Raw genomic sequence first — 11,648 nt, forward strand, 5'->3', positions numbered from 1 at the left:
CCCGGGCTGCTGCACCCACCTGGCAATTGCGCTGCGCAAGCAAGTGCATCTATCGCTGGGCGATCTCATGAGGCAGTTCCTGGAGATCGCCCCCAAGCTCAGCCGCAGCGCTCTGCATCGATGCCTGCAATCAGCCAACAGCCGGCAATGCCGATGCTACGAAGGCGCGGAAAGTTCGAAGAAACGACGTTGGGCTCCGCGCATATCGATAGCGCAGGAATGAAGATCTCCAGCGGCAACTGGATCGCCACTGCCAGGCGGCCATCATCGCTGCGCGCGGTGCCATCGCGTTCGCCTGTGGTGCGGATCTTGCCGGGGTAGTGTGCTTGTTAGCCATGAGGACATGGAGATTCCTTGGATCGTGGGTGGAAAGCTAGAGGCTGGTGCGATTGTGGCGACGGCATGCCGGGCCATCGCGGCCTTGCGTGCGGTTTTGTATGGTCTCGGCCGGTATACACCTGCGATACAAATGCCCTGCCGGGCAAGGTGTGCCAGCTATTGCGCGGCGAAGCTTTGCTGGCATTCCCCGCAGATCAGGTTCAGCCCCGGCTTGCCCCAGACATTGACGGGCGCCGCGCAACCGCCGCAGCGGTACTTGACGCGCAGGGACTTGTTGGCCGGCTGCACGGCCATCTCGCCCGTGGTGGAGCCCGCCACCGCCACCGAGGTGCCCACGGGCCGCACGGCTTCGGCCAGGGCTGGCACGGCGGACATGGGCGGCTGCGTACCCTGCATGCCCTGGATCTGCGTGGCCATGCTCCACTGGCCCGTTACCACATGCTCGATGGCCGGGAAGCGGTCGTACCAGCTCAACTGGAAGCGCGTGGTCAGCAAGGCATCGCAGGCCGCCAGGAAGGGGCCGCCCGCCATGGCGTAGTCGGCCATCATGTCGCCCGTGCGCCGGCCGCCCGGCCGGCCCGTGGACGAGGGCATGAGGCCCAGCGATTCCAGCTTGTCCGCCCATTCCTCGTTGTGATACCGCGCGCGGCCCGGCTTGCCGAAGTGGTGCTGCCACAGGTGCGTCATCTCATGCACCAGGGTCTGCAGCGTCTCGATGATGGGCACGGCCGCGAAGTAGGCGGGATTGAGCGCAATCTCGTCCGTGGTGCTGCCATCCAGCGACGCAAAGCGCGCCGCAGAGAAATAGCCGCAGGTGCGCTTTTCGCGCTGCAGCGTGATCAGGCAGTGGGGCAGGGCATCGTCGAACAGGCGCTGGTTGAAGTGCTCGTAGGCCTGCTGCAGTTCGGAATAGGTTTCGCGCGTGGGGACTGCGCGCGAAGAGGCAAGGGAAGGTGCAAGGGAAGAGGCGGTGGCCGAGAGCATGGCTGGATTGTGCAATACAGCCATGCCGCCATTGGCGAGTTTCAGGGCGATCCGTCCTGCACGTTCAACGCCTGCCCAATCGCATAGAACTGCTCACCCACCACGTAGTGCAGGCTGCGCAGCGCGGGGTCGGCGTCCTCGAAGTGCCAGTGGCCGCCGCTGAATACGCGGGTGTCGGACCACGCGCCCACGATCTCGCCGATGAACAGGTCGTAGGCCTGCTGGTTGTGGGGTTCCGGGATCAGCCTGCAGGCCAGCCAGCCGACGCAGCCATCCACGAAGGGCAGGTCGAACCCTTCCATGCCGAACAGCTGTGCGCCGCTGGTGGCGAGCTTGCCTGCATCGGTGGACAGGCTGAGCGTGCCGACCTGGTGCGTGAGCTGCAACTGGGCGGCCGTGGGCACCTGGATCACGAACATGCCGCTGTGCTCGACCAAGGCGCGCGTGGCCGTGGCCTTGTCCAGCACCACGGTGAGCTTCGGGGGCGCAAAGTCCAGCGCGCAGCACCAGGCTGCGGCCATGACGTTGTCCACGCCGCCATGGCGGGCCGAGACCAGGACCGTGGGGCCGTGGTTGATCAGTCGGTAGGACTTGGCGAGATCGACCGGGGCAATATGCGGGTTCATGCAATGGTTCCTGAAGGGTTCTGTTTTTGCGCGTGCAGGCGCCGGGCTCATTCGGCCAGCGCCTTGGAACCCACGATATGGACGCCGGGCCTGGCGTTGACAGCAGCCTCTATCAAGGCATGGGCGATGCGGTGCGCGGGGTTGAGCCGCCAGCGCCGGGGCAGCAGCGGGCCCAGGGCGCCAAGAAGGCCGACCATGAAGCGCTCACCCGCGCGGTGTTCGGTGCGCGGGCCGCTGATCAGGCCGGGGCGCACGAAGGTGAGGGAGGCAAAGCCTTGCGCCCGCAGGTCGCGCTCGAGTTCACCCTTGACGCGGTTGTAGAAGATGCGCGAGCCAGCGTCGGCGCCCATGGCCGAGTTCAGCACATAGGTGGGCGTGCCGTGGCGCCGCGCCAACTGTGCGGCCAGCAGCGGATAGTCATGGTCCACACGCCGAAACGCCGGCTGGCTGCCGGCTGTCTTGATGGTGGTGCCCAGGGTGCAGACCAGGGCGTCGGCGCGCCACCAGTCGGCGTCTTCGGGCAGGTGCTCGAAATCGACGATGGGGGCGAGCAGCCTGGGATGCGCCGGCAGCGCCCGGCGTACCGGGGCCACGACGCGGGTGATGCGGCTGTCGGCCAGGGCCTGTTGCAGCACCTGGCTGCCCACCAGCCCCGTGGCGCCTACGATCAGCAGTTGCATGGCTTGGTCTTTCGATGGGGACACGGATCAGCCAGTGTGCCGTAGATGGCGTGGCGCATAAAACTGGTGCAGCCCAAGGCAAGGGACACCGAGGAAGGGCCTACGCCGGCCGCGCCGCCCCGTACCGAGGGTGTCGCCGGCTGCCCGGACGCCCCCTCCCGCGAAGCGAGAGAGGGCGCCGTGCAACGGGGGAAGCGGCGTAAGCCGCTCAGGGGGAGTTACGCCAATGCAGGCCAGTCGATGTAGCCCTGGGCGCCGCCGCCGTAGTAGGCCTCGTGCGGGGCCACGGCCAGCTCCTTGCCGTGGCGCAGGCGGGCCACCAGATCGGGGTTGGCGATGAAGGGGCGGCCGATGGCCACGGTATCGACCAAGCCCTTGGCGCGGCGGTCCATGGCCAGTTCCAGGTCATAGCCGTTGTTGCCCATGTAGGCGCCGTCAAAGAGCTTGCGCAGCGCGTCCAGGTCCACGCCGGGCGGCAGTTCGCGCGAGCCGCCGGTGGCGCCTTCCACGACGTGCAGGTAGGCCAGGCCGAAGCGGTTGAGCTGGGGGATGAGGTAGCCGTAGAGCGCCATCACATCGCTGTCCAGCGGCGTGTTGCCGGCGTTGGGCGTGACGGGCGACAGGCGGATGCCCACGCGGTCGGCGCCCCAGACCTTGGCCACGGTGTCGGTGACTTCCAGCGTCAGGCGGGCGCGGTTTTCGATGCTGCCGCCATAGGCGTCGCTGCGGTGGTTGGTGGAGTCGCGCAGGAACTGGTCGAGCAGGTAGCCGTTGGCCGAGTGCACTTCCACGCCGTCAAAGCCTGCACGCTTTGCGCATTCGGCCGCATGGCGGTATTGCTCGATGATGCCGGGGATTTCGCTGGTTTCCAGGGCGCGGGGCATGGACACCTCGGCTACGCCGTTGGGCGTGAAGGTGACGCCTTCGGCCTTGATGGCAGAGGGGGCGACAGGGGCCACGCCACCGGGCTGCAGGTCTACGTGCGAGTAGCGGCCCACGTGCCACAGCTGGGCCACGATCTTGCCGCCGGCCGCATGTACGGCGTCGGTGACCTTCTTCCAGCCGGCGACCTGTTCCTCGGTCCAGATGCCGGGGGTCAGGTTGTAGCCGCGGCCCTGGGCCGAGATGTTGACGGCTTCGCTGATCAAAAGGCCTGCGCTGGCACGCTGGGCGTAGTAGGTGGCGTGCAGTTCGGTGGGCACGCCGTCGTCACCGGCGCGGCTGCGGGTCAGCGGGGCCATGACGAAGCGGTTGGCGAGCGACAGGCCGCCCAGTTGGGTGGGGGAGAACAGATCGGTGTGAAGGCTGTGGTCGGTCATGGTGTGCAGTAGTGGTGGTTGAACAAAAAAGAAGTGGGATAAGTAAGAGGTGTAGGTTTTAAAGTTGACCAGTCGTCTACAAAAAAGACAAATAAAAAGCGGCGGCCAGGCCTGCTCAGCCCAGCAGCCGCTTCGTGGAAACAAGGGCTGCGGCAAAGGGCTCCTCATGTCGGCCCAGCTTGGACAGCAGGGAGGCACCCAGCCACAGCTGGTACAGCGATTCGGCCAGCGTGGGGGCATCCATGGTGGAGGTGATGGAGCCGTCGGCCTGGCCTGCGCGCACGCAGTCGGTCAGGCGGGTGATGATGGCGTCGGTGCCGGTGCGCAGCACCGAGCGCATGTCGTCGGACAGGTCGCAGACCTCGGGACCCAGCTTGACCACGAGGCACTGGCCTCCTGCATGGGCCGAGCATTGTTTCTGTGTCCAATGGCGGAAGTAGGTCATCAGCCGGGAGATGGCCGGGTCGGGCGTCTCCATGAGCGCATCGATCTTGGCCAGGTACTCGTCGAAGTACTCCTGCAGCAGGGCCTGGCCGAACTCTTCCTTGGACTTGAAGTAGTAGTAGAAGGAGCCCTTGGGCACGCCCGCGGCCGCGACGACCTCGGCCAGGCCGACGGCCGTGTAGCCTTTCTGGGTCATCAACGCCTTGGCCACATCAAGGATGTGCTGGCGTGTTTCCTGTGCGGGTTTCTTCATGGGATCGAAGTCTAACGCAAAAACCGACCAGTCGTCTGCAAACTTTGTTCCAGCGTCATTCCGGCGGTCGCAACGCCTGTGCCGTCGGGCAAGTCACCCGGCCGGATGATGCGCGCAAGGCCCATCCTGTCGCTCAGAAAGTCGATCAAGGCCCGGGCGGCGCCGGACTGGAAGCGGTTGGGCATGTACAGCATGAACATGCGGCCCTGGTTGATGCTGAATTCGTAGTCCTGCATGGCCAGCACGACGCGGCCATCTTCCACCTGGCGGCGCACCATGTAGTCGGGCACCAGCCCCACGCCCAGGCCACCGGTGATGCAGTCGCACAGGAAAGGGTAGCTGCGCGACATCAGCGTGGGCGTGATGTCCAGCTCCTCCAGCGGCTGGCCGTTCCGCGCAATCTGCAGGCGCACCTTGCCGCTTTCGCCGCCCGATGTGATGAGCGGCGTGCGCGACAGCTCGGACGGGGTCTCCGGCAGGCGGTGGCTGCGCAGCCAGTCGCTGGAGGCGCACAGGCTGTAGCGCACCGGCCCCATGTCGCGCGCCACCAGCATGGGCGGCGGGTCGGACATGACGCGGATCGCGATGTCCACGCTGTCCTTGAGCAGGTTGTCGATGAAGTTTTCCAGGCGGATGTCCAGCACCACCTGCGGATGGGCGCGCTTGAACTCGATCAGCCACGGCGCCATGACCAGGTGGCCGTAGCCGGTGGGCACGCTCAGGCCGATCTTTCCCGAGATGTCGTCCGTGCTGCTTTGGGCCAGCTCGCGCACCAGCTCGGTCTCGTTGAGGATATTGCGTGCATGGCGGTAGATGCGCTGGCCGACCTCGGTGGCCTCCACGCCCTGGGGCGTTCTGCGCAGCAGCGATGCGCCCAGGGACTTCTCCAGCCGGGCCAGGTGGTAGCTCACGTTGGCCCGCGACATGTTCAAGAACTTTGCCGCCTGGCTCAGGTTTCCGTGTTCGATGATCTGGACAAGGATGTTGAATGCCAGGAGATCCATGCGCTGCAGTCCAAGGGGGTGTCAATATTGTTTGACATGATGTCAACCGCCGCCGCCATTGTCAAAGAGGGTGCGCTGGGCAGAATGGGCCAGCCAGAACACATAAGCATTCAAGGAGACAAGATGGCAGGCATCACAAAAAGACAGGCGTTGGCCAAGGGCATGGCGCTGGGCGCCATCGGCGTGGCTGCGTTCGCATCGCTGTGCGGCGCGGCGCAGGCCAATACCGATACCGGCGCCTGGCCCGACAGGCCGATTCGCCTGGTCGTTCCCTTCCCGCCGGGCGGACCCACCGATGGCGCGGCGCGCGTCTACGCCGAGGCGCTGGCGCGCCAGCTGGGCCAGCCCGTGGTGATAGAGAACAAGCCCGGCGCATCGGGCGCGGTGGCGGCAGGCCAGTTCCGCACGGCAGCGCCTGACGGCTATACGCTGATGATGATGGTCACACCCACCATCATGGCGCCGCATTTCTTCAAGAACGTCAAGTTCCACCCGGCCACGGATTTCGCCCCGGTCACCAAGATCTATGACTTGCCCAATGTGATTGCGGTCAATGCGCAGTCCTTGCCTAAGGTGACGGACCTCAAATCGCTGTTCCAGTACGCCAAGGCGCAGCCCGCCACGCTGGACTACACCAGCTCCGGGGCGGGCAGCTCGGGCCACCTGAGCATGGAGCTGATGAAATCGGCCAGGCTGCACACCATGCAGCACGTGGCCTACAAGGGCAGCGCGCCCGCCATGAACGACACGCTGGGCGGCGTGGTGCCGGTGATCTATGCGGACATGGTGTCTGCGCTGCCCCATATCCGCAGCGGGCGGCTGAGGGCACTGGCCGTGGGCACGCCGCAGCGCGTGAAGGCGCTGGACGGCGTGCAGACCATGGCCGAGCAGGGCTTTGGCGGCTATGAGGCATCGTCCTGGGGCGGCCTGGTGGCACCCAAGGACACACCGCGCGCCATCATCGACAAACTCAGCGCCACCTCGCGCCAGCTGCTGGCCACCGACGAGGTGCGCGACCGTTTCGAGAAGATCGGCGTGACGGCCGCCTACCTCAACCCCCAGGACACCGAGGGCCTGATCCGCAGCGACTACACGCGCTGGGGCGAGGTGGTGCGTACCAACGGCCTGGGCGCGGAGTGAGCCCATGGCCATGAGTCCTATTCCTGCGCAATCCATGTTCCGGCCCCTGCGGGCCGTGCGTTCCCTGGCCGATGTGGAGGCCATTGAAAGCCAGCCTATGGCCGGGCTGATCACGGCGCAAACGGTCTACGACCTGTTTTGCAACTCCGCGCGTGAGCACGGCCAGGGCAGGGCGCTGAGCTTTCTGCCCCAGGCCGGCAGCGTGGATGATGCCCGGCACCTGAGCTATGCCGAACTGCTGGGCAAGATCCACCAGACGGCCAACGCCCTGCATGCGCTGGGCATGGGCGCCAGCGACACGGTGGCCATCCTGCTGCCCGGCTGCATGGAGTACCACTTTGCGCTGTGGGGCGGCGAGGCGGCGGGCATCGTGCAGCCCATCAATCCGCTGTTGAGTGCCGAGAAGATCTCTGCCCTGATGCGGACCACGGGCGCGCGCTTTCTGATCGCCTGGGCGGACGAGGACGATGCCGGCATCCGCGAGAAAGCCACGGCGCTGGATGCGGATCTGGCGCATGTGCTCTGGGTCTCGCATGAAGGTCGGACTCCCCAGGGGGATGGACAGCGCTGGCCCGCCAGCGATCTGAACGCTGCCCTGGCCGCCCAGCCCTCCGACCGGCTGGTGAGCGGGCGCCAGCTCCAGGCCGGCGACGTGGCGGCCTACTTCCATACCGGAGGCACCACGGGTGCGCCCAAGATCGCCGTGCAAACGCATGGCGCCCAGGTCTACACCGCCTGGGCCAGCGTGCAGATGCAGGGCCTGAACACGGCCGACCGCACCATCAACGGCTACCCGCTGTTCCATGTGGCGGGCGTGCTGCCGGGCTCGCTGGCCTGCTTCTCGGCCGGGGCCCACGTCATCATTCCGACCACGGGGCTGTTTCGCAACAAGGCCGTGATTGCCGGCTTCTGGCGCATGGCGGCACAGTGGAAGCCCACGCTGATGTCGGCCGTGCCCACGGTGCTGGCCGCGCTGGTGGAGGTGCCGCTGCTGGGGGCCGATGTGTCCTCCATCCGCTACTTCCGCACGGGCGCCGCGCCGCTGTCGCCGGAGGTGGCGGCGCGCTTCAAGGCGCACAGCGGCTTCCATGTGCACGAGAGCCTGGGCATGACCGAGATGACGGGCATCTCCACCATCACGCCGCCTGGCCTGCACGCGGCAGCGGGCCATGTGGGCCTGCGCCTGCCGTTTGCGCGCCTTGCCGTGCGCCGCATGGGGCCTGACGGCAGGCCATCGGACCAGGAAGCGGCGCCCGGCGAAACCGGCATGGTGGTGTTCCGGTCGCCCAATCTGTTTTCCGGCTACCTGGGCGGCATCGAGCCGTCCAGCTACCTCACCGATGACGGCTGGCTGATCACGGGCGACCTGGGCTCGGTCGGCGACGATGGCCTGCTGCGGCTGCGCGGGCGCTCCAAGGACGTGATCATCCGCAGCGGCCACAACATCGATCCGCAGGTGATAGAGCAGGCGCTGGAGCGCCATCCCGCCGTCAAGGCCTGCGCCGCCGTGGGCGCGCCCGATGCCTATGCGGGCGAGGTGCCTGTGGCCTTTGTCGCGCTCCAGCCCGGCGCCCAGGCCGATGAGACCGAACTGCTGGCCTTTGCCGCAGCCGGCGTGGACGAAGCGCCTGCGCGCCCGCGCTATGTGCGCATCATCGATGCGCTGCCCACCACCAACGTGGGCAAGGTCTACAAGCCGCGCCTGCGCAGCATGGCTGCTGAAATCTACGCCCGCACCCTGGCCGCCCAGGCGCATGAGCGCATGGGCCTGCCGCTGCCGCCCGCCGACAGCACCACGCATGCGGAAGGCGAGGGCTTTGTGCTGCGCCCGGACAGGGCGGCTGACCGGAGCCCTTGGGAGCAGGCCGCCAAGGCGCTGGCCTTCACGGGCGAGCCGGTGCGCATCGAGGATGCCGCCTGAGCGCTGGGCCGGACCCCATTGCAGCCACCTGGTGAACTGCGCCGGGGCGGTGTGCAATGCGCATAGAATGCAAACCATTCGCATTCAATAATCAATGCGGCGACATGCGGCCGCACCCCACTCCCAACACGTTCATGCCGTCGGCCCGTTATGGCGCCGATGGCTGTTTTTTTGTCCTTTGAGGAAGCTGCAATGAAGAAACACTGGATTCTTGTCTCCGCACTCCTGGCCGCCAGCGGCGCCAGCCAGGCCCACCAGATCTGGCTGGAACAGCCGGCCGGCGAAACCGCCGTGATCCGCTTTGGCGAATTCGGCGACAACCTGCGCGAGACATCGCCGGGCCTGCTCGACAAGTTCGGCAAGCCCGTGGCCACCCTGGTGTCTGCCAAGGGCGAGAAGGCGGCCGACGGCCGCAAGACCGGCACCGGCTTTGCGCTGCCCTTCAAGGCCGGCCAGGGCGAAAGCATCGTGGCCGAGGATGCCGGCTATCCGCTGTACACCAGCAAGAAGGGCGAGCAGGAACTGCGCAACTGGTACCACCCGGCCGCGCGCCTGATCACCGGCTTTGCCGCCCAGGCCCCGCGCCTGACGCTGGATGTGGTGCCCTCGGGCAAGGCCGGCGAGTTCAAGGTCATCTACAAGGGCCAGCCGCTGCCCAAGGCCAAGGTCGTGCTGACCGTGCAATCGGGCTGGAGCAAGGAAGCCCATGCCGACGAGCAGGGCCTGGTGCAGTTCGACATGCCCTGGAAGGGCACCTACGTGGCCGAAGCCACGCACGACGAGCGCAGCGGCGGCGAGCGTACCGGCCCGAACGGTGCAGAAAAATACGACGGCGTGCACTACGTGACCTCGGTCACCTACGTCAAGCCTGATGGCGTCGCCGCCATCCCGGCCGGCCCTGCAGCCAAGCCCAACAAATAGGCACTGCGGCAGGCATTGCGGTCCTGCACGGTCCGCACCGCCCCGCACCGGCCGGTGCGGGGCACCGGTTTCCATGGCGTCCGGGCCTGCAGGCATACGGGCGCGACGCCAGCCACCAGGCAGTGCTCAGGGCAGGAACGGTGACGACAGCAGCCGCAAGCCGATGGAAAACCACCGCTCCTGCGTGCTGCTGCCCGCGCGGTTGCCGTAGGTGGCATCGACCTGCACATGATTGGGAACCAGCCAGTAGCGCAGGCCCATCTGGTAGAAGGGCTTGCCCTGGTTCTGGCCGAATGTCTCGGCAATCAGCCAGGTGCTCTGGCTCAATTGGGCCTCGGTGGCCAGGCCCCAGGTCATGAGGTTGCGATGCGTCTGCGCCGTGCGCAGCCAGCCCACGTTGGTGTGGAAGAACAGCCGGTCATCGCGCAGCGAGAACGTGACGGGCACATAGGCGTACAGATCCCCCCGGCCCTGGCCTTCGTCATTCGGATGCCGGGCATTGCCCACGGCCAGGCCCCAGCCCCAGCCATTGGGCTGCAGTTCCTTGAACAGGGTCTTGCCCTGGATCACCACATCCGTGGTCCGGCTGCTGCCGTCCTCTCGCGTGCGTGCCGCGCCCAGCGTCAGCTCCAGATTGCCCGTGAAATTGCAGGCCGGCTGGGCCCAGAACTCCGTGCTGTCCTTCTTGGACTTGACCCAGCTTTCCAGCTGGCAGGACTTGGCATCGACGATGCGGGCATCATCCGTGATCATGGGCCGGGCTGCATGGGCCGGGCTGGTGCCGAGACAGGCTGCCAGGCCCAGGGCTGCCGCCGTCCAAAGGGAGTGGGAATTGCGCATGGCCCGCCATCCTAAAGCCGAAAAATGACGCCACCAGAACATTGTTGTGCCAGGAGCGCCACAACAACGGCTGTGCACGGATTGGCCCCATATGGCCCATATGGCCCTATGTGCCCTTATATGGCTGGCACATCTAGGCACAGACGCAGACCCGCCATCTGCCCGGGCATGTTGGCCAGCGGCAGCTGAAGCTCCGTCAGCAGCATGGCCTGCTGCATGGGATGCTGAAACGGATAGAACGCCGCCGCACCGCCACGGATGCGCCACTCGTGCGGACTGGCCTGCAGCCGGGTGAAGGTGGCCACCGCCAACGCCGCCATTCCCCAGGGATTGGAGGCCGCGCGGTTGAGCTGCCCATCGCCAAACTGCGTCAGGCACACATCCCCGGACAGATCGCGCTGGGGAACTGCGTCTCCGCTGGAGAAATCAGGCCGCTCCAGCCCATCGCACAACTCCACATGCTCTTCAATCACCCACTCGAACGTGGGAAAGCGGCCCATCAGAAACGCGGTCACATGCACGGGACCCGCCTCATGCGCTGCATGGATCACTGGCGCAATCAAGGACCAGTCCTCCGCAGGAATCAAACCGCGCAACGTCGCAAGCCGCGGCGCCGTTGCCCCGTAGGTGAAATCGCCGCCCAGCACGAGTTTCAGCGTTGACTCATGCTGCGCGTCGTAAAAGCAGGGAACCTCCCGTGCCGCGCCCTCAGCAGGTTCTGTAGAGACGAACGGTTTGGCGAACTCGAAGCCGCGCGGCAGCCCCTCCAGAATGGCTTGGGCAATCTCTGCGCGGCGGGAGGGCAGGGTGGATTGCCAGGATTGGGGGCTGGCGAGTTCAGGGATGGTGTGCATGATCAAAAAGAAATAGATGCTTCCTTGGCACTAAGAGTGGCTAACACCACCGATCCACGAAGCGTGCACAGATGATCGCCGCTGCCAGTTTTAGCAGCGCTTCGTGGATATCCAGCCGTCGTTCAAAGCGGATTCGCAACTTGCCAAAGCCTGCAAACCATCCATGAGTCCGCTCCACCACCCAGCGATGCTTGCCCAGTCGCTCGCTACTCTCAACGCCTCGCCTGGCAATGCGGCTGGCGATGCCCCGTTGTCTCAAGTGCGCACGGCAACGCTTGTAGTCATAGCCCTTGTCGGCGTGCAACTTCGATGGTCTTTTGCGG

Annotated in this window: 12 protein-coding genes and 1 pseudogene; 4 read left to right on the top strand and 9 right to left on the bottom strand. The window is 66.2% G+C overall.

The features are described 5' to 3' along the window. Positions 1-16 precede the first annotated feature (16 nt). A pseudogene (locus GRX31_RS31215) lies at positions 17-237 on the top strand (integrase core domain-containing protein); the annotation flags it as partial. Positions 238-495: 258 nt separating this feature from the next. Here the strand turns inward: GRX31_RS31215 and GRX31_RS27905 are convergent. The 6 genes from GRX31_RS27905 to GRX31_RS27930 form a co-directional block, all read right to left on the bottom strand. Beyond that, complete coding sequence (locus GRX31_RS27905; RefSeq protein WP_160855813.1) at positions 496-1,323, bottom strand: SprT-like domain-containing protein; 828 nt, start codon at positions 1,321-1,323, stop codon at positions 496-498. A gap of 41 nt (positions 1,324-1,364) precedes the next feature. After that, a complete protein-coding gene (locus GRX31_RS27910; RefSeq protein ID WP_160855815.1) occupies positions 1,365-1,949 on the bottom strand; it encodes a flavin reductase family protein in 585 nt (194 codons plus the stop codon). A gap of 47 nt (positions 1,950-1,996) precedes the next feature. Further along, positions 1,997-2,629: an NAD-dependent dehydratase gene (locus GRX31_RS27915; RefSeq protein WP_160855817.1), complete on the bottom strand. Its 633-nt coding sequence runs from the start codon at positions 2,627-2,629 to the stop codon at positions 1,997-1,999. A gap of 218 nt (positions 2,630-2,847) precedes the next feature. After that, positions 2,848-3,948 carry an alkene reductase gene (locus GRX31_RS27920; RefSeq protein WP_160855819.1) on the bottom strand — a complete coding sequence of 367 codons (1,101 nt, stop codon included), beginning with the start codon at positions 3,946-3,948 and terminating at the stop codon, positions 2,848-2,850. Between the two features lie 115 nt (positions 3,949-4,063). Next, positions 4,064-4,645, bottom strand: coding sequence for a TetR/AcrR family transcriptional regulator (locus tag GRX31_RS27925; protein WP_016447017.1), 582 nt, complete (start codon positions 4,643-4,645; stop codon positions 4,064-4,066). 11 nt (positions 4,646-4,656) lie between these two features. Beyond that, complete coding sequence (locus GRX31_RS27930; protein WP_160855821.1) at positions 4,657-5,649, bottom strand: LysR family transcriptional regulator; 993 nt, start codon at positions 5,647-5,649, stop codon at positions 4,657-4,659. Positions 5,650-5,772: 123 nt separating this feature from the next. Here GRX31_RS27930 and GRX31_RS27935 point away from each other — a divergent pair, with 123 nt between their 5' ends. From GRX31_RS27935 to GRX31_RS27945, 3 genes are all read left to right on the top strand, one after another. Then, entirely contained in the window at positions 5,773-6,789 is a 1,017-nt protein-coding gene (locus tag GRX31_RS27935; RefSeq protein ID WP_160855823.1) for a Bug family tripartite tricarboxylate transporter substrate binding protein, read from the top strand. Between the two features lie 4 nt (positions 6,790-6,793). Next, positions 6,794-8,710 carry an AMP-binding protein gene (locus GRX31_RS27940; protein ID WP_160855825.1) on the top strand — a complete coding sequence of 639 codons (1,917 nt, stop codon included), beginning with the start codon at positions 6,794-6,796 and terminating at the stop codon, positions 8,708-8,710. A gap of 192 nt (positions 8,711-8,902) precedes the next feature. After that, complete coding sequence (locus GRX31_RS27945; protein WP_151019768.1) at positions 8,903-9,631, top strand: DUF4198 domain-containing protein; 729 nt, start codon at positions 8,903-8,905, stop codon at positions 9,629-9,631. Positions 9,632-9,757: 126 nt separating this feature from the next. Here GRX31_RS27945 and GRX31_RS27950 read toward each other — a convergent pair whose 3' ends face one another. From GRX31_RS27950 to GRX31_RS27960, 3 genes are all read right to left on the bottom strand, one after another. Continuing rightward, the gene (locus tag GRX31_RS27950; RefSeq protein WP_047327284.1) at positions 9,758-10,471 is read right to left on the bottom strand and encodes a hypothetical protein; all 714 of its coding nucleotides are present in this window, start codon (positions 10,469-10,471) and stop codon (positions 9,758-9,760) included. A 116-nt stretch (positions 10,472-10,587) separates the two neighbouring features. Next, complete coding sequence (locus tag GRX31_RS27955; RefSeq protein ID WP_034367093.1) at positions 10,588-11,325, bottom strand: hypothetical protein; 738 nt, start codon at positions 11,323-11,325, stop codon at positions 10,588-10,590. A 40-nt stretch (positions 11,326-11,365) separates the two neighbouring features. Continuing rightward, a partial coding sequence (locus tag GRX31_RS27960) for a transposase (protein ID WP_160855827.1) occupies positions 11,366-11,648 on the bottom strand: 283 nt, incomplete at its 5' end.

It is taken from the genome of Delftia sp. CH05 (assembly GCF_009827015.1).
GTDB lineage: Bacteria > Pseudomonadota > Gammaproteobacteria > Burkholderiales > Burkholderiaceae_C > Comamonas > Comamonas tsuruhatensis.